The sequence below is a fragment of the Streptomyces canus genome (assembly GCF_041435015.1).
In the GTDB taxonomy this organism is placed as follows: domain Bacteria; phylum Actinomycetota; class Actinomycetes; order Streptomycetales; family Streptomycetaceae; genus Streptomyces; species Streptomyces canus_G.
The window spans coordinates 5,592,315-5,612,428 of the sequence record NZ_CP107989.1; the positions used below are offsets into that span (position 1 = coordinate 5,592,315).

The 20,114-nt window shown below is 70.0% G+C and carries 20 protein-coding genes and 1 riboswitch; of the genes, 10 read left to right on the forward strand and 10 right to left on the reverse strand.

Features of this window, described 5'->3' with window-relative positions:
- Positions 1 to 11 precede the first annotated feature (11 nt).
- Positions 12 to 986, forward strand: a complete 975-nt coding sequence (locus OG841_RS25585) for a carbohydrate-binding protein (RefSeq protein WP_328639361.1) — start codon at positions 12 to 14, stop codon at positions 984 to 986.
- Positions 987 to 1,258: 272 nt separating this feature from the next.
- Here OG841_RS25585 and OG841_RS25590 read toward each other — a convergent pair whose 3' ends face one another.
- The 4 genes from OG841_RS25590 to OG841_RS25605 form a co-directional block, all read right to left on the reverse strand.
- Complete coding sequence (locus OG841_RS25590) at positions 1,259 to 1,660, reverse strand: hypothetical protein (RefSeq protein ID WP_328639360.1); 402 nt, start codon at positions 1,658 to 1,660, stop codon at positions 1,259 to 1,261.
- A 114-nt stretch (positions 1,661 to 1,774) separates the two neighbouring features.
- On the reverse strand, positions 1,775 to 2,692 hold the full coding sequence (locus tag OG841_RS25595; RefSeq protein ID WP_371566909.1) for a 1-phosphofructokinase family hexose kinase: 918 nt from the start codon (positions 2,690 to 2,692) through the stop codon (positions 1,775 to 1,777).
- Between the two features lie 78 nt (positions 2,693 to 2,770).
- Positions 2,771 to 3,982 (reverse strand): N-acetylglucosamine-6-phosphate deacetylase, encoded by a 1,212-nt coding sequence (gene nagA / locus OG841_RS25600; protein WP_328639358.1) that lies wholly within the window; start codon positions 3,980 to 3,982, stop codon positions 2,771 to 2,773.
- Complete coding sequence (locus OG841_RS25605) at positions 3,982 to 4,926, reverse strand: ROK family protein (protein WP_371566910.1); 945 nt, start codon at positions 4,924 to 4,926, stop codon at positions 3,982 to 3,984. Before OG841_RS25605 ends, nagA begins: the two co-directional genes overlap by 1 nt.
- Before the next feature lie 76 nt (positions 4,927 to 5,002).
- On the opposite strand from OG841_RS25605, the gene OG841_RS25610 reads away from it, so the two are divergent.
- Both OG841_RS25610 and OG841_RS25615 read left to right on the forward strand, forming a co-directional pair.
- Positions 5,003 to 6,304 (forward strand): ABC transporter substrate-binding protein, encoded by a 1,302-nt coding sequence (locus tag OG841_RS25610; protein WP_442759701.1) that lies wholly within the window; start codon positions 5,003 to 5,005, stop codon positions 6,302 to 6,304.
- 33 nt (positions 6,305 to 6,337) lie between these two features.
- Positions 6,338 to 6,571, forward strand: a complete 234-nt coding sequence (locus OG841_RS25615; RefSeq protein ID WP_328639356.1) for a DUF3263 domain-containing protein — start codon at positions 6,338 to 6,340, stop codon at positions 6,569 to 6,571.
- Positions 6,572 to 6,585: 14 nt separating this feature from the next.
- Here the strand turns inward: OG841_RS25615 and otsB are convergent, their stop codons facing one another.
- The 3 genes from otsB to OG841_RS25630 all read right to left on the reverse strand — a co-directional run bounded on the left by otsB (position 6,586) and on the right by OG841_RS25630 (position 9,945).
- Positions 6,586 to 7,428 (reverse strand): trehalose-phosphatase, encoded by an 843-nt coding sequence (otsB, locus tag OG841_RS25620; protein WP_328639355.1) that lies wholly within the window; start codon positions 7,426 to 7,428, stop codon positions 6,586 to 6,588.
- Positions 7,429 to 7,489: 61 nt separating this feature from the next.
- Positions 7,490 to 8,905 (reverse strand): alpha,alpha-trehalose-phosphate synthase (UDP-forming), encoded by a 1,416-nt coding sequence (locus tag OG841_RS25625; RefSeq protein WP_328639354.1) that lies wholly within the window; start codon positions 8,903 to 8,905, stop codon positions 7,490 to 7,492.
- A gap of 95 nt (positions 8,906 to 9,000) precedes the next feature.
- Positions 9,001 to 9,945 carry a glucosyl-3-phosphoglycerate synthase gene (locus OG841_RS25630; RefSeq protein ID WP_328639353.1) on the reverse strand — a complete coding sequence of 315 codons (945 nt, stop codon included), beginning with the start codon at positions 9,943 to 9,945 and terminating at the stop codon, positions 9,001 to 9,003.
- A gap of 137 nt (positions 9,946 to 10,082) precedes the next feature.
- Positions 10,083 to 10,241, forward strand: a riboswitch (SAM riboswitch).
- A gap of 17 nt (positions 10,242 to 10,258) precedes the next feature.
- Here OG841_RS25630 and thrC point away from each other — a divergent pair.
- The 7 genes from thrC (at position 10,259) to OG841_RS25665 (ending at position 19,008) form a co-directional block, all read left to right on the forward strand.
- On the forward strand, positions 10,259 to 11,542 hold the full coding sequence (thrC, locus tag OG841_RS25635) for a threonine synthase (RefSeq protein ID WP_328639352.1): 1,284 nt from the start codon (positions 10,259 to 10,261) through the stop codon (positions 11,540 to 11,542).
- Between the two features lie 44 nt (positions 11,543 to 11,586).
- Positions 11,587 to 11,862: a ubiquitin-like small modifier protein 1 gene (locus tag OG841_RS25640; RefSeq protein WP_057608614.1), complete on the forward strand. Its 276-nt coding sequence runs from the start codon at positions 11,587 to 11,589 to the stop codon at positions 11,860 to 11,862.
- Between the two features lie 443 nt (positions 11,863 to 12,305).
- Positions 12,306 to 12,512 (forward strand): cold-shock protein, encoded by a 207-nt coding sequence (locus tag OG841_RS25645; protein ID WP_007382895.1) that lies wholly within the window; start codon positions 12,306 to 12,308, stop codon positions 12,510 to 12,512.
- A 799-nt stretch (positions 12,513 to 13,311) separates the two neighbouring features.
- Positions 13,312 to 14,937, forward strand: a complete 1,626-nt coding sequence (groL, locus tag OG841_RS25650) for a chaperonin GroEL (RefSeq protein ID WP_057608613.1) — start codon at positions 13,312 to 13,314, stop codon at positions 14,935 to 14,937.
- 388 nt (positions 14,938 to 15,325) lie between these two features.
- Positions 15,326 to 16,447: an NADH:flavin oxidoreductase gene (locus OG841_RS25655; RefSeq protein WP_371566911.1), complete on the forward strand. Its 1,122-nt coding sequence runs from the start codon at positions 15,326 to 15,328 to the stop codon at positions 16,445 to 16,447.
- A gap of 81 nt (positions 16,448 to 16,528) precedes the next feature.
- The gene (locus tag OG841_RS25660) at positions 16,529 to 17,404 is read left to right on the forward strand and encodes a metallophosphoesterase (protein ID WP_371566912.1); all 876 of its coding nucleotides are present in this window, start codon (positions 16,529 to 16,531) and stop codon (positions 17,402 to 17,404) included.
- Positions 17,405 to 17,481: 77 nt separating this feature from the next.
- Positions 17,482 to 19,008, forward strand: coding sequence for a carboxylesterase/lipase family protein (locus OG841_RS25665; RefSeq protein ID WP_371566913.1), 1,527 nt, complete (start codon positions 17,482 to 17,484; stop codon positions 19,006 to 19,008).
- Positions 19,009 to 19,020: 12 nt separating this feature from the next.
- Here the strand turns inward: OG841_RS25665 and OG841_RS25670 are convergent, their stop codons facing one another.
- The 3 genes from OG841_RS25670 to OG841_RS25680 are packed head-to-tail and all read right to left on the reverse strand — an operon-like array spanning position 19,021 to position 20,114.
- Entirely contained in the window at positions 19,021 to 19,590 is a 570-nt protein-coding gene (locus tag OG841_RS25670) for a hypothetical protein (RefSeq protein ID WP_059206709.1), read from the reverse strand.
- A 31-nt stretch (positions 19,591 to 19,621) separates the two neighbouring features.
- Positions 19,622 to 19,927 carry a type II toxin-antitoxin system RelE family toxin gene (locus OG841_RS25675; protein WP_371566914.1) on the reverse strand — a complete coding sequence of 102 codons (306 nt, stop codon included), beginning with the start codon at positions 19,925 to 19,927 and terminating at the stop codon, positions 19,622 to 19,624.
- Entirely contained in the window at positions 19,839 to 20,114 is a 276-nt protein-coding gene (locus tag OG841_RS25680; protein ID WP_311717885.1) for a type II toxin-antitoxin system Phd/YefM family antitoxin, read from the reverse strand. The genes OG841_RS25675 and OG841_RS25680 overlap by 89 nt, the downstream gene beginning before the upstream one ends.

Consider the following 20,114-nt stretch of genomic DNA (forward strand, 5'->3'; position numbering starts at 1 on the left):
GAGTACCTGGGATGACGTCCGGCAACAACGGGGCGAGTGCGCCCGAGGACGACGACCCGTTCGGCTACCTCTACGCCGACGGCCAGGCCAACGGCGCCCAGCCGCCGTCCGGCGGCGGCTACGGCTACGGCTACCCGAACTCCGTCAACCGGACGCGCTCGGTCGGCCAGCGGCAGTACGGCCAGCAGCAGGCGCCGGCCGCGCCGAACGGCCCGTACGGCCAGGTCCCGCAGCAGCAGGGCCAGAGTGGCCACACCCAGCCCAGCGCCCACTACGCCGCCCCCGAGACCTTCCCGGGCGGCGCCCCCACCAGCCAGCAGCCCATGCCCGGCTACAGCGGTGGCGGCGGCCGGAGCGGTGGCCCCAACACCAAGGGCCTGCTGATCGGCGCGATCGCGGTGGTCGCCGCGGTCGTCATAGGCATCGGCATCGCGATGGCGGGCGGCGACGACCAGAACGACGACAAGGGCAACCAGGCGGCGACGACCCCGAGCACGTCGCAGAGCTCGAAGCCGAGCGCGTCGAGCAGCAGTGGCAGCGCTGCGAGCGAGGAGTATAAGAAGACGATCGACGCGAAGGCGCTGCGCCTTGGCGGCGGCGCCGCTCTCGCCTCGGACGTCGAGGGCGCCCAGTCCGAGGGCGGCATCTACGTCGGCAACCTGAACAACGTGGGCGCGTCCGTGACGTGGACCGTCAACGGCATTCCCTCGGACGGCACTTACACGCTGTTCGCGCACTACAGCGCCACCAGCGACGACCAGGCGATGACCCTCACGGTCAACGGCAAGGTCTTCGGCAGCAAACTGAACCTGAAGAACTACGCGAAGGCGGCCGACGGCGACTTCGCCAAGGGCTGGACGACCACCTACAACTGGCCCACCCTCACCAAGGGCACCAACACCATCAGCCTGTCCTGCGCGGACGGCGACCAGTGCAACGTCCTCCTGGACCAGGTGTGGCTCAAGGAGGGCCAGGTCACGCGCTAGGCCGTGCTGACCTCCCGCGTCACGGGCCCACCCGGTCTGCCATGCTCTGCAGCAGTAGACGCCACGATCGTGCTCTCACCACAACGGCCGGGGCCCTGGGGAGGCCCCGGCCGACGCTGTGCGTGTGGAGTGCAGACGCCTATGGCCAATTCGAGGTCGCCGCCCCGGATGCAAGTTCTACAGGTGGTGCGTGGTGCAACCACCGTCCGGAGCAGTGGCACACCAGCGCTGCGCCACACTACGAGGAACGCACCCAACGGTCCGGTTGGCCATTACCAATCGGTGCAAGAGTTCAACTTATGCTCACCTTCGAACGTCGCCACCTCGACGCCTATCTCGAAGAGGCCTCTGTCGTCCGATGCGGTGGTGTCCCAACTCTGCCCTGTGCCTGCTCCACCCATATGCTTGCGCCACGGCCAGTAAACAACGTTGCCACTGGACTGCTCGCTAAGAATCCTGATCCGAACGTGGTGGTCGTCGGCCTTCGTGTCCTTCACGGTGATTGAGAGTCCCACCCTGGCGCCCGGGTCGGTCCAGTTGGTTATCGTAACGCCGCCGTTGGATCCTGTGGTTGAACACCAACGGTAGTCCTCGGCGTGGGCGGGGCTCATGCTGAGTGCGGTGGCGGCTAGTGTGGCGGCCGTTGTGATGGCTGCACCCGCCTTCTTGTTCATTTGACCTCCTCAGGAATGAATCTTTGCCACTCTATGTGGCGACCACATGGAGCCGCCCGTGTGTTCGAATATTGACTGAAAAGATCGCCTTCTTGGCGCGGTGCGCATACTTGTTCAGGCTGTGTCGGCTACGACACGTCCAAGCAGGTCCGTGTAGCCGGCGTGGTCGAACTCGCCCGCCACCGGGGACAGTACCGTCGCCGCGGACAACGCGACCGCGCGGATCAGGCGGTCCGGCCAGGGGAGTCGGTCGACCAGGCCCGACAGCAGGCCTGCCACCAGCGAGTCGCCGGCGCCCGTCGGGTTGCCGTGGACGCGGGCCGGGGGCGTGGCGCTCCAACGGCCTTCCGGGGTCGCCGCCAGCAGGCCCCGCGCGCCCAGGGAGGCGACCACCGTGAGCGCGCCGCGGCGGCGGGCGTCCTGGGCCGCGCGCAGCGGTTCGTGGGAGCCGGTCAGTTCGGACAGTTCGTCGGCGTTCGGCTTGAGGATGTCGGGGCGGGCGGCGACCCCGCGGCGCAGTGCCTCTCCGCTGGTGTCCAGCAGGACCGGCACCCCGGCCGCCTTCGCCGTGCGGATCAGGCCCGCGTACGCCCCCACCGGCACCCCCGGCGGCAGGCTCCCGCACAGGGCCACCGCCGAGACCGACGGGACGAGATCCTCGTACGCCTCCTGGAAGGCCGACCACTCCGCCGACGTGACCGTCGGACCCGGTTCGTTGAGCTGGGTGGTGTCGCCGGACTGGTCGTCCACCACGGCGATCGTGCGCCGGGTCGGGCCGGCGACCGGGACGAGCGCGTCCACCAGGCCCGGTACGGCGGTGAGCCGGTCCTGGACCATGCGGCCCGTGGCGCCGCCCGTGAACCCGGTGACCGTCACCTCGTGGCCGAGCGCGGCCAGCACCCGGGCCACGTTCAGGCCCTTGCCGCCGGGGCGTTCGGTGACCTCGGTGACCCGGTGGCTGGTGTGCGGCCGCAGCGACCGTACGCGATAGCTGATGTCGAGAGCGGTGTTCAGCGTGACCGTGAGGATCACCTGGGCCGACCTCCCCCGAAAGACAGAATGTGCCCGTCCAGTCTCCCAGGATGCCGACGGGCCCAACAGCGGGACACATCAGCCCAGTTGGGGATCGACCACCCATTCCCCCCGGCGCATGACGCCCTTGAGGTCGAATTGATGGTCGAGGAGGACCAGGTCGGCGTCCTTGCCGGGCTCCAGTGAGCCGATGCGGTCGGACATGCCCAGCAGACGGGCCGGGTTGGCGGAGATCGCCGCGACCACGTCCTCGACGGGGAGCCGGTCGACGGTCACCGCCCGCTTGAAGGCGCGGTCCAGGGTGAGGGTCGAGCCCGCGATCGAACCGCCCTCCACGAGCCGGGCGACTCCCTCGCTGACCTCGACCTCCAGGGGGCCGAGCAGGTAACGGCCGTCGCCGAAGCCGGCCGCGTCCATGGCATCCGTGATGAACGCGACGCGGTGTGCCGTCGCGCGGTGGAACGCGAGTTGCAGCGCGGCCGGGTGCAGATGCGTGCCGTCGTTGATCAGCTCGACCGTGATCCGCTCGTCCTCCAGGAGGGCGGCGATGGGGCCGGGCGCGCGGTGGCCGATCTGCGGCATCGCGTTGAAGAGGTGGGTGGCCACGGTGGCGCCCGCGTCGATGGCCTCGACGGTCTGCTCGTACGTCGCGTCCGTGTGCCCGATCGCCGCGATGACCCCCTGCTCGACAAGGAGCCGTACGGAGTCGATGCCACCGGGGAGTTCGGTGGCGAGCGTGACCATCTTCGCCTGTCCGCGAGCCGCGTCGACCAGCTTGCGGACCTCCGCCGGGTCGGGGTGGCGCAGGAGGTTCTCCGCGTGCGCGCCCTTGCGGCAGGGGGAGATGAACGGGCCCTCGAAGTGGATGCCGGCGATGTCGCCCTGCTCGGCGAGTTCGCTCAGCAGGCCGGCTCGCTGGGCGAGGAAGTCCATGTCGCCGGTGACGGTGGAGGCGACGAGGGTGGTGGTGCCGTGGTTCTGGTGGGTGCGGATGCCCTTGAGTACGTCTTCGATCGTGCCTGAGGTGAACGAGGCTCCGCCGCCGCCGTGGTTGTGGATGTCGACGAAGCCGGGGACCAGGGTGTAGCCGGTGACGTCGATGACCTTGGCGTTCTCCGGGGCGATGCCGGCGATGCGGGTGCCGTCGACGATGACGCGGCCGTCTTCGACGGATCCTGTGGGGAGGACGACCGTCGCGCCGGACAGGACGAGGGGGGACTTGCCCGTAGTGGGGTGCGGGCTCGTCGTGGCTGGTCGCGCAGTTCCCCGCGCCCCTAGCGGCGTAGCCATCAGGGAGTTACCTCCGTACGGTCCGTTGTGTCGAGGAGATCCCAGGCCAGCAGGCCTGCGCCCAGGCAGCCCGCCGTATCGCCCAGGGCGGCCGGGACGATGGTCGGGAGCTTCTGGAAGGTGACCCGTTGCCGGACCGCCTCCCGCAGGGGTGTGAACAAGGTTTGCCCCGCCTCGGCCAGGCCGCCACCGATGATCAGGGTGCGGGGGTCCAGGAGGGTGAGGGCGGTGAGCAGGCCGTCGGCCAGGGCGTCCACGGCGTGCTGCCAGACCTCCCGGGCCTTCGGGTCGTCGGCTTCCACCGCCTTCGCGCAGTCCGCCGCGTCCGCTTCCGGGTTCCCGGTGACGGAGGACCAGGCCTCGCTGACCGCCGCCGCGGAGGCGTACCGCTCCAGGCAGCCCCGCTGGCCGCACGGGCAGGGCGTGCCGCCCGGGCGTACGACGATGTGGCCGATCTCGCCCGCGAAGCCGTGGGCGCCCGACTCCACCCGCCCCGCGATGCCGATCGCCCCCGCGATGCCGGTGCCCAGGGGGACGAAGAGGAAGCGGTCGGCGCCCTTGCCCGCGCCGATGCGGCCCTCCGCGAGACCGCCGGTGCGGACGTCGTGCCCGAGGGCGACCGGGACGCCCCCGAGGCGGTCGGTGAGCAGCCCGCGCAGCGGGAGGTCCCGCCAGCCCAGGTTGGCGGAGTAGGCCGCGATGCCCCGCTCCTCGTCGACGATGCCGGGCACGGCGACGCCGGCCGCGAGCGCGGGGGCACCGAGGTGCTCGATGCCGTACGCGCGCAGCTCGGCGGCGAAGTCGAGGATGCCGTCGACGACCGCGTCGGGGCCGCGGTCGCGGCCGGTCGCCCGGCGGCCCTGGTGCAGGAGCTCGCCGCCCGTGCCGACCAAGGCCGCCTTCATCCCGGTGCCGCCCACATCGAGGGCGATGACATGTCTCACGGAAGACAGTGTGGCCCTTGGACCCGCAAGAGGTCTAGTCCACTCACGTGGTGTAGACCTTACGTCTGAGATATGTATGACTTTTCGAAAGCTTTCGAACGTGAGTGTGGGGCGGTTGTCGGTGCGGCGGCGTAGGACGGGAACGATCGCGGCGGTGTCCGCGCTGGGCATGACGGCGGTCCTCGGCGGCTGCGGGCTGGGAGGCGGCTCGGACGAGGTGACGCTGAGGCTGGTCGCCGCCGACTACGGAGACAGCTCGGCCAACAGCTCCCAGAAGTACTGGGACAAGCTCGTCAAGGAGTACGAGGCCGAGCACTCCGGCGTGAAGATCGACGTCAGCGTGTACTCCTGGACCGATGTGGACCGCAAGGTCAAGGAGCTGGTCGACGCCGGGAAGGCACCCGACATGGCGCAGATCGGCGCGTACGCCGACTACGCCCACAAGGGTCTGCTGTACAAGGCCGACGACCTGATCGGGATCCGGGAGCAGGCCGACTTCGTCGCGCAGCTGGCCTCGGCGGGGCGGATCAACGGGATGCAGTACGGCATGCCGTTCGCCGCGTCCACCCGGCTGCTCTTCTACAACAAGACCCTCTTCGCCGACGCCGGACTCACCCCGCCGACGACGTGGAAGCAGCTCGCCGCGGATGCCGAGGCGCTCAAGGCGGACGGGGTGAAGTACCCGTACGCGCTGCCGCTCGGGCCTGAGGAGGCGCAGGCCGAGACCATGCAGTGGCTGCTGAGCGGGGGCGGCGGGTACGTCGACTCCGTCGGCACGTACGGCATCGACTCCGGCGAGAACGTCACGACGCTGACCTGGCTCAAGGACGACCTCGTCGGCAAGGGGCTGACCGGGCCGGTAGCGCCCGAGAACCTCAATCGGGCCGCCGCGTTCTCGGCGTTCGCCGCCGGGGATGTCGGCATGCTCAACGGGCATCCCTCGCTGATGAAGATCGCCGCCGCGAAGGGGCTGAAGTTCGGGATGGTGCCCATGCCCGGGGCCCACGGGGAGACCAAGAACTCCATGGGGGTCGCCGACTGGATGATGGCCTTCAAGCAGAACGGGCACGCCGAGCAGGTGGGCGACTTCCTCGACTCCGTGTACAGCGAGAAGAACGTCCTCGCGTTCTCCCGGGAGTACGACCTGCTGCCGGTGACCAACTCCGCGTCCTCGGTCATGAGCCGGGCCTCCCGGGACGCCGACCTCAAGCCCTTCCTCGACGCGCTGCCCAACTCCGAGCTGCCTCCGGTGGGCAAGACGTCCTGGGCCTCGGTGAGCGCGGCCGTGAAGAAGCGGATCGGGTCGGCGGTGAGTTCGGGCGGGAGCCCTTCGGAGGTGCTGCGCGCGCTGCAGCTGACCGCGCAGAAGGCGGAGTAGTCGCTGTCAGTGGCGGGCGTTACGGTTCCGGGCATGGAGCATCCGGAGCTGGACCGCAGGGAGCGGGACATCCTCGCCCTGGAGCGCCGCGGCTTCCCGGGGCCCGGCGCCAAGGAGCGGGCGATACGGGAGGAGCTGGGGCTGGCACCGGTCCGCTACTACCAGCTGCTCAACGCCCTGCTGGACGACGAGCGCGCCCTGGTCTTCGACCCGGTGACGGTGAACCGTCTGCGCCGGGTCCGGGAGGCGCGGCGGCAGGAACGCTGAGGGTCGGGTGCGGGTCAGGTGAGCCGTTCGGCCAGGGCGCGCAGCAGGCCCACCACGCCGCCCGGGCCGTCCACCACCAGGTCCGCCCGCTTACGCAGTTCCGTCACCTCGTCGCTGCCGCTGCAGACCAGGAGGCCGGGGGTGCCGGTGGTGCGGAGGTCGTCGACCGCGGAGAAGGCCGGGAGGTCACCCAGGTCGTCACCGCCGTAGAGGACGGACGTGGCGGACAGCTCGCGGACGTGGGTCAGCAGGGCCACTCCCTTGTCCATGCCCGGGGGGCGCAGCTCCAGGACCAGACGGCCCGGTTCGACGATCAGGCCGTGCCGGGCGGCCAGGTCGGTGAGGGGGGCGCGCAGGGCGTCGAAGACGGCCTGCGGGTCCGGGGCCCGGCGGGTGTGGACCGCCACCGCCCGGCCGCCCTTCTCCTCGATCCAGGCACCGGTTCCGTCGAGGAACTCCGGCAGCTCGGCACGGACCGCGGCCACGCCCGGGTGCGGTTCGGGCGCCGTGACCTCTCCCGTCACCGCGTCCCAGCGTTCCGCGCCGTAGTGGCCGAGGACCGTCAGGTGCTCCAGGCCGGGGACTCCCGCGAAGCCGCCGTAGCGGACCGCGATCTCGGCCGGGCGGCCGGTGATCACCGCGACGGAGGCCACCTTCGGTGCCAGGGCGGCGAGGACGGCCACCGCCTGGGGGTGCGCCCGCGCCTGTTCAGGGTCCGCCACGATCGGCGCCAGCGTCCCGTCGAAGTCGAGTCCGATGACCGCCCGCCGCGGCTCCGCGAGAAGCGCGCGCAGGCCGTCCCGCCCGGCGGGCGTCGCCGGACTCGGCAGGGCACCGGGGTCGGTGTGGCTGCTCATGGGGTACCTCTCCGCGGGGGTGAAGTGCGGCGAGCGCCGCTTTCGCCTGGCCGGTGGTCGGTCAGCCGTGCTCGGTGTTCAGTGCCTTCAGCGCGTTCAGCTGGTCCAGGAACCACTGGGCCGGCGGCAGCGCCGTGGCCGCCGCGGCGAGCCGCTTCGCTCGTTCGGCCCGTTCGTGGGCCGGCATCGTCAGGGCCTCGTGCAGGGCCTCCGCCGTCTGCTCCACGTCGTACGGGTTCACCACGATCGCGTCGTCACCGAGCTCCTCGAACGCCCCGGCCTCCCGCGACAGGACCAGCGCGCATCCCTCGTCGGAGACCAGCGGCACCTCCTTCGCGACCAGGTTCATGCCGTCCCGGATGGGGTTGACCAGCGCCACGTCGGCCAGCCGGTACGCGGCGAGGGAGCGCGCGAAGTCGTCCTTCAGATTCAGCAGGACCGGGGTCCAGTCGGGCGTGCCGAACGTGTCGTTGATCTCCTCCGCCACGCGCTGCACCTCGGCCGTGTAGTCCCGGTACACCGCCAGGTCCTGCCGCGACGGATACGCGAACGCCACGTGCACGACCCGCTCCCGCCACTCGGGCCGCGACTCCAGCAGCCGCCGGTAGGCGTGCAGTCCGCGCACGATGTTCTTGGACAGCTCGGTCCGGTCCACCCGCACGATCGTCTTGCGGCCCGCGCCGATCTCCTCGCGCAGGGCGAGGATGCGCTCCTCGACGTCGGCCTCGTGGGAGCGGGCACGCAGGAAGTCCGCGTCCGTGCCCAGCCCGTGCACCCCGATCCGGGTTTCGCCGAGCCCGTCCGCGCACTCCGTGGCGCAGGCCGTGAAGGCGTCCGCCCAGCGACGGGTGAGGAAGCCGAGCCGGTCGGCGCCCAGCATGCCCCGCAGGAGCCGGCCCGCGATGTCGTCCGGCAGCATCCGGAAGTAGTCCACCGGCGCCCACGGCGTGTGCGAGAAGTGGGAGATGCGCAGGTCGGGACGGAGCTCGCGGAGCATCCCCGGCACCAGGCACAGGTGGTAGTCCTGGACCAGGACCGCCGCCCCCTCGGCCGCCTCCTCGGCGAGCGCCTCCGCGAAGGCGCGGTTGTACGTCTCGTACGACGCCCACTGCCGCCGGAAGTCCGCGTCGAAGGAGGGCTCCAGCGGGGTCTGGTAGAGGAGATGGTGGACGAACCAGAGGACCGAGTTCGCGATGCCGTTGTACGCGTCCGCGTGCACGTCGGCCGGTACGGCGAGCATGCGGACACCGTCCTCGCCGACCCCCTGTCGCACCGCCTCGCGGTCGCCGTCGGACAGCGCCGAGCACACCCACAGCGCGCCCGCCTCCGGGCCGATCGCCGAAAGACCCGAGACCAGTCCGCCGCCACCCCGTTTGGGGCTCAGCGAACCGTCCTCCTGGACCTCGTACGAGACCGGGCCGCGGTTGGACGCGACCAGCACCTGGGCAGCACCCTGCACGGAAGACGTGGAAGCCATACGCCTCAACCTAGCCCGGCCCGGAAACGCTCAAACGTACGGTTGCGCTCAGTGCGCGGACGTATACGGAACGCCCCGTTCTGTCACCCGGTCCGTCACGCGACCCTACGCTCCGCGTACTCCGCGATCTCCACCATCGGCGGCCGCTCCTCCGTGTCCACGGAGTACGTACGCGGCTCGAAGCCGTCGCGGCCCCGCTCGAACTGGGTGAGGGAGGGCCGGATCATATGGCCGCGGGCCAGCCTCAGCTGGGCGGTGCGGTAGATCGCGGCGGACATCCGGCCCAGGGCCTGGCCGTCCTGGTGACGGTGCTTGCGCACTCCGACGTCGACCTGGGCGAGCGCGTCCAGGCCCACCAGGTGCAGGGCGTCGACCAGCATGCCCAGTTCGACGCCGTAGCCGACGGGGAACGGGAGCTGTTCCAGCAACGAGCGCCGGGCCGCGTACTCGCCGCCCAGCGGCTGCACGAAACCGGCCAGCTGCGGCCAGTGCATGTTCAGCAGCGGACGCGCCATGAGCTCGGTGACCCGGCCGCCCTGCCCTGCGGCGCCGCCCAGGGGGCGGTCGTACATGCCCTTGACCAGGTCGACCTCGGGGTCGGTGAGCAGCGGTCCGACGATGCCGGAGACGAAGTCCGAGGAGAACTCCTTCAGGTCGGCGTCGATGAAACAGACGATGTCCCCCGAGGTGGCGAGCAGGGAGCGCCACAGGACCTCGCCCTTGCCGGGCACGGCGGGTATGCGCGGGAGGATGTCGTCGCGGTGGACGACCCGCGCACCGGCCGCGGCGGCGACCTCGGAGGTGCGGTCGGTCGATCCCGAGTCGACGACGACGATCTCGTCGACGAGCGGGACCTGCTGCATGAGGTCATGACGGATCACGGCGACGATGTCACCGACCGTCTCCTCCTCGTTGAGCGCGGGCAGGACAACACTGACCGTCCGGCCCGTGCCCCGCTTCGCCGCCATGATCCTGTGCAGCGGGCGATCGGTCACGGACCAGGAACGCGTGGCCAGCCAGCGCTCGACTTCGTTCAGCACAGTGCGCGGCTCCTCTGCCTTTGATCCATCTCGCGGTTCGGACGTCTCTCTCAACTGTCCTGGCCGTCGGTTACAGTCTTGAACAACGCGGATGACCATCGCATGTCCTGGGTGGCCCGCCGTTCACAACTTCATACCGCTCATCCAGAGGGGCAGAGGGATACGGCCCGATGAAGCCCCGGCAACCCTCCAGTCGGTTCTCGTAGCGATCGCTGACGATCGTTTCCGCGAGGCTCCCGGCTCGGGAAGGTGCCAAATCCGTCTCACGGCGAGATGCGTCGTGAGGAAGATGAGGAGAAAGGGCCTCGCCTCCATGGCTGCGCAGACTGTTGCAAGCACCACGAACTCCGTCGATCTGGGTCCCGCCGCGGCGCTGAGCTGCCGCGAATGCGGCCACCGCGTCCCGCTCGGCCCGGTCTTCGCCTGCGAGGAGTGTTTCGGCCCGCTCGAGATCGCGTACGACTTCTCGGCCTACGACACCGAGGAGCTCCGCAAGCAGATCGAGGCGGGACCCGCGAACATCTGGCGCTACGCCCCGCTGCTGCCCGTCCCCGCGGACGTGGCGGACAAGCCGAACATCAACCCCGGCTGGACCAAGCTCGTCAAGGCCGACAACCTCGCGCGCGAGCTGGGTGTCGACGCCGGCAAGCTCTTCGTGAAGGACGACTCCGGCAACCCGACGCACTCCTTCAAGGACCGGGTCGTCGCGCAGGCCATCGAGGCCGCTCGCGCCTTCGACTTCACCACCCTCTCCTGCTCCTCCACCGGCAACCTCGCCGGCGCCGTGGGTGCCGCCGCGGCCCGGGCCGGGTTCCGTTCCTGCGTGTTCATCCCGCACGACCTGGAGCAGGGCAAGGTCGTCATGGCCGCGATCTACGGCGGCGAGCTCGTCGGCATCGAGGGCAACTACGACGACGTGAACCGCTTCTGCTCCGAGCTGATCGGCGACCCGGCCGGCGAGGGCTGGGGCTTCGTCAACGTCAACCTGCGGCCGTACTACGCGGAGGGGTCCAAGACCCTGGCGTACGAGATCTGCGAGCAGCTCGGCTGGCAGCTCCCGGACCAGCTGGTCGTGCCGATCGCCTCCGGCTCGCAGCTCACGAAGATCGACAAGGGTCTGCAGGAGCTGATCAAGCTCGGGCTCGTCGAGGACAAGCCGTACAAGATCTTCGGCGCGCAGGCCGAGGGGTGCTCGCCGGTGTCGGTCGCGTACAAGGCGGGCCACGACGTGGTCCGGCCCCAGAAGCCGAACACCATCGCCAAGTCCCTGGCGATCGGGAACCCGGCGGACGGTCCGTATGTGCTGGACATCGCGCGTCGTACCGGCGGTGCGGTGGAGGACGTGAACGACGAGCAGGTCGTCGACGCGATCAAGCTGCTCGCGCGGACCGAGGGGATCTTCGCGGAGACCGCCGGTGGCGTGACCGTCGGCGTGGCGAAGAAGCTGATCGAGAACGGTCTGCTGGATCCCTCGCTGACGACCGTCGTGCTGAACACCGGTGACGGTCTGAAGACGCTGGACGCGGTGGCGGGTACGGGTCTCACCGCCACGATCCGCCCCAACCTGGATTCGTTCCGCGAGGCCGGCCTCGCGTAGTCGCCGCCCCTGAAAGCCCTCACCCCGACCGGAGGTCCTGAAACATGAGCGTTTCCGTCCGAATCCCCACCATCCTGCGCACCTACACCGGCGGGCAGGCCGAGGTGCAGGCCGAGGGTGCGACCCTCGCCGATGTCATCGCCGATCTGGAGAAGAACCACACCGGTATCGCCGCGCGCGTTCTCGACGACCAGGGCAAGCTGCGGCGGTTCGTCAATGTGTACGTCAATGACGACGATGTGCGGTTCGAGCAGGGGCTGGAGACGGCGACGCCCGACGGGGCCGGCGTCTCGATCATTCCGGCCGTCGCCGGAGGGTGACCGTATGACTGGTCATTACCTTCGGTAACGGTAATTACCGAGTGTTCATCCGATTGCCCCCTCCGCGAGAGAAGCGGAGGGGGCAATTCTCTATGGTTGAGCGCGGTACAGTTGGGGAAGCGGCGGCTTTTTTCTTGCCGCGTGCATATGAGTTCTCGCTCCACATGCGATGAGAAGTAGCCAAAGTGTGCGCGTCTTAAGTGCCTTATGTGTCTTTTATGGGGCCCGACTTGCCCCGAATTCAGGCGAATTCTCGCTACATTCCGGACCCCTTCCGTCCAGAATTCTCGTCCGATTGACCTGTTGCAGACGGCAGTTGGACAGATACATTCAGCCGCGGTCGACGCGTTCCGGCGCACGCCCCCAACCATGTGGGGGGTGAGGTCTGACCCGGATCCACGAAGTGTGGATCCGTGCAAGGGCCAGTAATAGGGGAGTTAGGCATGGCTCAGGGCACCGTCAAGTGGTTCAACGCGGAGAAGGGGTACGGCTTCATCGCGGTCGACGGTGGTGCGGATGTATTCGTCCACTACAGCGCGATTCAGATGGACGGCTACCGCACCCTTGAAGAGGGCCAGCGGGTCGAGTTCGAGATCTCGCAAGGTCAGAAGGGGCCGCAGGCGGACATGGTTCGTCTCGCGACTGGCTGAAGCACGCGCCGGGTAACAACAGCGTCGTTCTTCTGTTCTTCTTCGAAGGGCTCGTCCCCCATAGGGAGTCATGGGGTACGGGCCCTTCGGCATGCCCGGAGTGGTGTTCCGTCGAGTGCTGGGGCTGAGCGGGTTCGCGTCCGCTGCGGGTCGCGGCCGTGCGGTCCAGTCGGGCGTTGTGTACGGCGCCGACATGGCCAGTGGTGCCCGGACGCCTGGCGTCGGTCGGCTGTATGGGCCGGTGGCGAGCCGTCGCTGTCGCTCGGCGCCGCCGTGCGGGACTACCGCAATCGCCGGCGGGGCGGCCGGGCCGTCGTGTCGGCGATGGTACGGCCCCGATGCGCCCGGACGCGGGGGCGCCGGTGGGCCGTAAGGGTCGGTAGCGAGACGTTGCTGTCGCCCGGCCACCCCCCGTATGGATGGGGGCGGCCGGGCTCCCGCATCGCTCGACGGGCCCCTGGGAGGGCACCCCGGGTGAGGCCCGGCCGGCCGTCGTGCGCCGTGCCGGGACGGCCGTGTGGGGCCCGGACACCGTGGCGTCGGCCAGGCCGTACGGGCCGGTAACGAGGCGTCTCTGTTGCTCGGCGTCCTGCCCGATACCCGAGAGGCGCTTGCACTCGACCATGCCGAGTGCTAATCATTGGCGTTAGCACTCTGAAGGTGAGAGTGACAAAGATGGACCGGGTCGGTGAGGCCCGCAGGCCTTGTGGGGCAAGGATCCACAGGCCGGCGAGCCGTCCGTCGCGGGCGCGGGCGCGGTCCGAAGGAATCACCCCCAGTCCTGGAGGGACCACTTCACATGGCCAAGATCATCGCGTTCGACGAGGAGGCGCGGCGCGGCCTCGAGCGCGGCATGAACCAGCTCGCGGACGCCGTCAAGGTGACGCTCGGCCCCAAGGGCCGCAACGTCGTCCTCGAGAAGAAGTGGGGCGCCCCCACGATCACCAACGATGGTGTTTCCATCGCCAAGGAGATCGAGCTCGAGGACCCGTACGAGAAGATCGGCGCCGAGCTGGTCAAGGAAGTCGCCAAGAAGACGGACGACGTCGCCGGTGACGGTACGACCACCGCGACCGTGCTCGCCCAGGCCCTGGTCAAGGAAGGCCTGCGCAACGTAGCCGCCGGCGCCAACCCCATGGCCCTCAAGCGCGGTATCGAGAAGGCCGTCGAGGCCGTCTCCGCCGCCCTGCTCGAGCAGGCCAAGGATGTCGAGACCAAGGAGCAGATCGCCTCCACGGCCTCCATCTCCGCCGCCGACACCCAGATCGGCGAGCTCATCGCCGAGGCGATGGACAAGGTCGGCAAGGAAGGCGTCATCACCGTCGAGGAGTCCCAGACCTTCGGTCTGGAGCTCGAGCTCACCGAGGGTATGCGCTTCGACAAGGGCTACATCTCGGCGTACTTCGCCACCGACATGGAGCGGATGGAGGCGTCGCTCGACGACCCGTACATCCTCATCGCCAACTCCAAGATCGGCTCCGTCAAGGACCTGCTCCCGCTCCTGGAGAAGGTCATGCAGTCGGGCAAGCCGCTGCTGATCATCGCCGAGGACGTCGAGGGCGAGGCCCTGTCGACCCTGGTCGTCAACAAGATCCGCGGCACCTTCAAGTCCGTCGCCGTCAAGGCCCCGGGCTTCGGTGACCGCCGCAAGGCCATGCTCGGCGACATCGCCATCCTCACGGGCGGCGAGGTCATCTCCGAGGAGGTCGGCCTCAAGCTGGAGAACGCGACCCTGGACCTCCTGGGCCGCGCCCGCAAGGTCGTCATCACCAAGGACGAGACCACCATCGTCGACGGTGCCGGTTCCTCGGACCAGGTCAACGGCCGGGTGAACCAGATCCGCGCCGAGATCGAGAACAGCGACTCGGACTACGACCGCGAGAAGCTCCAGGAGCGCCTGGCGAAGCTCGCCGGTGGCGTCGCCGTCATCAAGGCCGGTGCCGCGACCGAGGTCGAGCTCAAGGAGCGCAAGCACCGCATCGAGGACGCCGTTCGCAACGCGAAGGCGGCCGTCGAGGAGGGCATCGTCGCCGGTGGTGGCGTGGCCCTCATCCAGGCCTCCTCGGTCTTCGAGAAGCTGGACCTGGAGGGTGACGAGCTGACCGGCGCCAACGCCGTGAAGCTGGCCCTGGAGGCCCCGCTCAAGCAGATCGCCGTCAACGGTGGTCTCGAGGGTGGCGTCATCGTCGAGAAGGTGCGCAACCTGCCCGTCGGCCACGGCCTGAACGCCGCGACCGGTGAGTACGTCGACATGATCGCCGAAGGCATCATCGACCCGGCGAAGGTCACGCGCTCTGCCCTGCAGAACGCCGCCTCCATCGCCGCGCTGTTCCTCACCACCGAGGCCGTCATCGCCGACAAGCCGGAGAAGGCGGGCGCTGCCCCGGCCGGCGGCGGCATGCCGGGCGGTGACATGGACTTCTGATCGACCCCCGGCCGCAAGGCCTGACGGTTGATCAACGTCCTTCCCGGGGGCGGCACTTCCTGGAAACAGGAGGTGGCCGCCCCCGGTCTTTTCCTGCGCTATGCTTGATCACGAGCCGCTCGACGTGAACTCCCGTCGGTCGACTACGCGTTGGTGGTCCAAGGAAAGACGCCCCGCTTCCTGCGGGGAGATGCAGGTGCAAGGCCTGCCCGGCGCTCGACATGAAGCCCGTCCCACGATGGTGGGGCGGGCTTCTTTCATGCGCGGCTCAATGCGCGGCTTCCATGCGTGGGCGGAGTCACAGCGTCCCGGGAAATCCTGAGCAGGACGAGGTGGTTGGCACCTGCGTAGTGTCCATGCGCAGGCACATACCGAGGAGTACTGTCACGTGACCGCCCCCGCCGCCTCCCGCGCCGCCGAGATCCTCTCCCGCCCGGCCCACATCAACGGCCTGACCGTCCCGAACCGCATCGCGATGGCGCCCATGACCCGGATGTTCTCCCCGGGCGGCGTCCCCGGCGCGGACGTGGCGTCGTACTACTCCCGCCGCGCGGCCGCCGGAGTCGGTCTGATCGTCACCGAGGGCACCTACGTCGGCCACGAGTCGGCCGGGAACAGCGACAGCGTCCCCCGGTTCCACGGCGAGGAGCAGCTGGCGGGCTGGGCGAAGGTCGCCGAGCAGGTGCACGCGGCGGGCGGCAAAATCGTCCCGCAGCTGTGGCACATCGGCATGGTGCGTGAGCAGGGCCAGCCGCCCTACGCCGACGCCCCCGCCGTCGGCCCCTCCGGCATTCGTCTCGGCGCCGACGAGCCCACCGGCAAGGCGATGACCCAGCGCGACCTGGACGACGTCATCGGTGCCTTCGCCGAGGCCGCGGCCGCCGCCGAGCGCATCGGCTTCGACGGCGTGGAGCTGCACGGCGCCCACGGCTACCTCCTCGACCAGTTCCTGTGGTCGGGCACCAACCGCCGCACCGACGCCTACGGCGGTGACCCCGTCGCCCGTACCAAGGTCGCGGCGGAGATCGTGGCGGCCGTACGGGAGACGGTCTCGCCGGAGTTCCCGATCATCTTCCGGTACTCGCAGTGGAAGCAGGAGGCCTACAAGGCGCGGCTCGCCGAGACGCCGGAAGAGCTGGAGGCGATCCTCACACCGCTCGCCGCGGCCGGGGTCGACGCCTTCCACGCCTCCACGCGCCGCTACTGGCTCCCCGAGTTCGACAACTCCGACCTCAACCTCGCCGGCTGGACCAAGAAGCTCACCGGCAGGACCACCATCACCGTGGGCTCGGTCGGCCTCGACGGCGACTTCATCCGCGGCTTCATGGGCGAGGGTTCCCCGGTCAAGGGCATCGACGACCTGCTCGACGCCCTGGAGCGCGAGGAGTACGACATGGTCGCCGTCGGGCGGGCGCTGCTTCAGGACCCGCAGTGGGCCGCGAAGGTGCTGGCGGGCCGATTCGACGAGCTCGAGCCGTACGACGCGTCCGCGCTGAAGTCGTTGAGCTGACGGGTTTCGGGTCGGTGGGGTCGGCCCGCGCGCCGACGTGGTGCTGGTTGCGGTCGCCAACTCCCGCTACCGTGCCGGAACATGCGGATTCTGCATCTCTCGGACACGCACGTGGAGCGCACCGATGCACCGAACAGGAACGGCGTCAACGCCACCGACTCACTACGGCTGATGCTCGCTGAGCTGCGGCATCTACGGGACGTCGACGCGGTCGTCGTCACCGGGGACATCGCCAACGAGGGGGACGTGGAGGCGTATACGGCGGTACGGGAGCTCATGGGGGCGTTCGCCCAGCCGCTGGACGCCCCCGTCTTCTACACCACAGGCAACCACGACGAGCGCGAGGCCTTCGGCAAGGTGCTGGGGAGCGGACACCCGGATCCCGAGGGGCTGTTGGAGACAGGTGCGTCCGAGCGGGCCGCAGTGAGCACGGTCGGCGGGTACCGGTTCGTCACACTGGACTCGCTGGTGCCGGGAGAGGTGTACGGCCGTATCAGCGCGGCCCAACTGGGCTGGTTGCGCGAGGTGTTGAGCACCCCGGCCGAGCACGGCACCGTCCTCGCCTTCCACCACCCGCCCCTCGGTCTCGGCCTGTCCGTCACCCAGCCGGTCTTCGGGCTGCTGAACCCCGGTGAGCTGGCGTCCGCGATCCGGGGGAGTGACGTACGGGTCCTGCTGACCGGGCACTTCCATCTCCAGCTCTTCGGGATGCTGGAGGCGGTGCCGGTGTGGGTGACGCCGGGGGTGGTCAACCGGATCGACCTGACGACGCCGTACGGCACCGAGCGGGCGGTGCGCGGGGCCTCGGCCTCGCTGGTGGAGCTGGGCGGACCGGCGAGCCCCATGTTCCACACGTTCCACGCGCGGGACCCGCGGGCCCACGAGACGGTGTACCAGCTGGACGAGGAGCGGACCCGGGCGCTGCTGGAGAAGCACGGGCCGACGGCCCTCGACTGACGGCGACTTGGTTGACTCACGCAAGGGAAGTGGGCTGAAGTGAATCGCACAGCCCCCTACTCGTGAGGAGTTCGACGATGACGTCAGCCGAGGGTCTCGAAGTGCGCACCGCGGCCGGTGCCGTGCGCGGGCGTGCGGAGGGCGGACTGGTGGTCTTCCGGGGGATCCCGTTCGCCGAACCACCGGTCGGGGAGGCCCGGTTCCAGGCGCCGCGGCCCGTGAAGGGCTGGCAGGGGACCCGGGAGGCGTACGACTTCGGCCCCCCGCCCCCGCAGGAGTCGGGCTTTCAGGGCCGGGCCGCCGAACTGCCGGTACCCACCGGGGACGACTGGCTGACGGTCAACGTCTGGACGCCCGGCACGGACCCGTCGGCCCGCCGCCCGGTCATGGTGTGGATCTACGGCGGCGCCTATAAACTGGGTCACGCTGGCAGCCCCGGCTACGACGCCCAGCACCTCGCGCGCGCCGGTGACGTGGTCGTCGTGACCTTCAACTACCGCGTCGGGATCGAGGGGTTCGCCCTGCTGGAGGGGGCGCCCGCGAACCGGGGCCTGCTGGACCAGGTCGCCGCGCTGGAGTGGGTGCGGGACAACATCACGGCGTTCGGCGGGGACCCCGGGCAGGTCACGGTGTTCGGGGGGTCGGCGGGGGCGGGGTCGGTGGCCTCGCTGCTGGCGATGCCGAGCGCGCGGGGACTGTTCGGGCGGGCCGTCGCGCAGAGCGTGCCCGGCACGTACTTCTCCGCCGAACTCGCCCGGGACATCGCGGTGGAGATCGGCAAGGAGGCGGGCCCGGCTCCGACGGCCGCCGCGCTGTCCGCCGTGGAACCGCTCGAACTCCCTTCGGCAGGCGAGCGGTTGAGCCTTCGGATGCGTGAGTACGACGACCGGTGGGGGCAGGTGGCGCCGACCGCCACACCGTTCTCGCCGGTGGTCGACGGCGAGGTGCTGCCGACGACCCCCTGGGAAGCGCTGGCGGCCGGCGCGGCCCGGGACGTGGAGCTGCTCGTCGGGCACAACCGGGACGAGTACCGGCTCTTCCTCGCCCTCGCCGACCGGCTCGGCCGGATAACCGAGGAACAGACGGCCTCGGCCCTGCGCATGTTCGCGCCGGGTCCGGACGGCGAGCGCGCCTACCGCGAGGCCTTCCCGGACGCCACACCGACGGAACTCTACGAACGCGTGCAGACGGACTGGCTGTTCAGCATGCCCACGCTGCGGCTGGCCGAGGCCCAGGTCACGGGCGGCGGCCGCGTCCACCTCTACGAACTGGTTTGGCCCGCACCCGGGATCGGCGGCGTGCTCGGCGCGTGCCACGGGCTGGACATCCCGCTGCTCTTCGGTACGTACGAGGCCGACCTCGGGAATCTGCTGTTCGCCGGGAGCGGGGTGCCCGACGAGGCGAGGGCGCTGACCACGCGCTTCCAGGCGGCGTGGACGGGGTTCGCGCGGACCGGGGATCCGGGGTGGCCGGCGTATGACGCGGCGGGCGGCCGGCTGACCCAGGTCCTGGACGCGGAGCCGGAGGTGCTGCCGTATCCGGAGGAGGTCTCCCGGCGGCTGTGGGAGACGTACGACTTCCGGCCGCTCCCCCTGCTGAAGTAGGTCTCTCGGCCGCTAGAGATTGCCGAGCGGCTCGATGTCCACCTTCACCGGTGTGCCCCACACCCGCAGCACCTCGTAGTCGGTGAACTCGTGCACGAGCCGGTACGCCATCGCGGCGCGCGGGCCCCGGCGCTGCGCGTTGATGTAGAGCTCGGCCTCGTGCCGGTCCCGCCTCGGCGTGCCGCACAGCTGCCACTCCTGACCGGTCCACTGCTCCGGCAGCCAGCGCTGCTGGGGCTGGGGCCGGTCCTCCCGCACCCCGTACCTGGAGGGCGTGGGACCGGCGGTCCTCGGGCGCGCGCCGGGCCCGTTGATCTCGGCACGACGGGCCGCCCGGCGCCGGGTCTCGCACAGCAGACACAGGTCGGGGGCGTTCTCGTCGACCGGGCCGTTCGGATGCTCGGCGCAGCGGGTGGTGGGGGCGGCGGCGGTGACGCTGTCCTCGAGGAGGTCCAGGGCCCGCTTGATGTCCGCCTTCACTTCGTGCAGCTTCGCGTCGGGGGTGTCACCGGTGAGCGACTCACCGTGCTCGCCGAGGAGACGGAGGGCGCGGCCCAGGGCGGTGAGCTGGGCGTGGTTCATGGGATGGCTCCGGTTGTCGCGGGGGCCGGGTTCAGTTGGTGGGGCCGACCTTCAGCACATGCACGGTGACGGTGGGCCCGTCCGGCCGGTACAGCACGCGCCAACTTCCGACGTGCAGCCGGTAGTAGCCGGAGGATCGTCGGCGAGGGCACGTACTGCCACGGCAGTCGCCTTGGCACCTACCGGGTCGAGGACGCGGAGTCGTCGGAACTCGTTCATGGCGTGGTTCTCCCACACCACCGTGTACGTCACGAAGCGGCCTCTCGGCGATCTTCCGCCTCCAACTGCGCCATGAACGCGTCGTGGGACATCGACGGGCCGGCCGGAGCGGCCTCACGAGCGCGCGCCTCGGCGATGTCCGCCTCGTCACGCAGCCGCTGCAGCTCTTCCAGCTCGCTTATCGGGATGAGTGCCGCAGCGGGCTTGCCGTACTCGGTGATCAGAATCTGTTCCTGTCCGTGCCGGACCCGGCCGACCAGTTGGCCGAGCTGGTTGCGGGCTTCGACGAGCGGATACGTGTCCAT

Excerpts from the sequence above, each read along its gene's own strand:
- OG841_RS25585 (WP_328639361.1), top strand. The coding sequence starts at position 12 with ATGACGTCCGGCAACAACGGGGCGAGTGCGCCCGAGGACGACGACCCG.
- OG841_RS25590 (WP_328639360.1), bottom strand. The coding sequence starts at position 1,660 with ATGAACAAGAAGGCGGGTGCAGCCATCACAACGGCCGCCACACTAGCC.
- nagA (WP_328639358.1), bottom strand. The coding sequence starts at position 3,982 with ATGGCTACGCCGCTAGGGGCGCGGGGAACTGCGCGACCAGCCACGACG.
- OG841_RS25610 (WP_442759701.1), top strand. The coding sequence starts at position 5,003 with ATGACTTTTCGAAAGCTTTCGAACGTGAGTGTGGGGCGGTTGTCGGTG.
- OG841_RS25615 (WP_328639356.1), top strand. The coding sequence starts at position 6,338 with ATGGAGCATCCGGAGCTGGACCGCAGGGAGCGGGACATCCTCGCCCTG.
- otsB (WP_328639355.1), bottom strand. The coding sequence starts at position 7,428 with ATGAGCAGCCACACCGACCCCGGTGCCCTGCCGAGTCCGGCGACGCCC.
- OG841_RS25625 (WP_328639354.1), bottom strand. The coding sequence starts at position 8,905 with ATGGCTTCCACGTCTTCCGTGCAGGGTGCTGCCCAGGTGCTGGTCGCG.
- thrC (WP_328639352.1), top strand. The coding sequence starts at position 10,259 with ATGGCTGCGCAGACTGTTGCAAGCACCACGAACTCCGTCGATCTGGGT.
- OG841_RS25640 (WP_057608614.1), top strand. The coding sequence starts at position 11,587 with ATGAGCGTTTCCGTCCGAATCCCCACCATCCTGCGCACCTACACCGGC.
- OG841_RS25645 (WP_007382895.1), top strand. The coding sequence starts at position 12,306 with ATGGCTCAGGGCACCGTCAAGTGGTTCAACGCGGAGAAGGGGTACGGC.
- groL (WP_057608613.1), top strand. The coding sequence starts at position 13,312 with ATGGCCAAGATCATCGCGTTCGACGAGGAGGCGCGGCGCGGCCTCGAG.
- OG841_RS25660 (WP_371566912.1), top strand. The coding sequence starts at position 16,529 with ATGCGGATTCTGCATCTCTCGGACACGCACGTGGAGCGCACCGATGCA.
- OG841_RS25665 (WP_371566913.1), top strand. The coding sequence starts at position 17,482 with ATGACGTCAGCCGAGGGTCTCGAAGTGCGCACCGCGGCCGGTGCCGTG.
- OG841_RS25670 (WP_059206709.1), bottom strand. The coding sequence starts at position 19,590 with ATGAACCACGCCCAGCTCACCGCCCTGGGCCGCGCCCTCCGTCTCCTC.
- OG841_RS25680 (WP_311717885.1), bottom strand. The coding sequence starts at position 20,114 with ATGGACACGTATCCGCTCGTCGAAGCCCGCAACCAGCTCGGCCAACTG.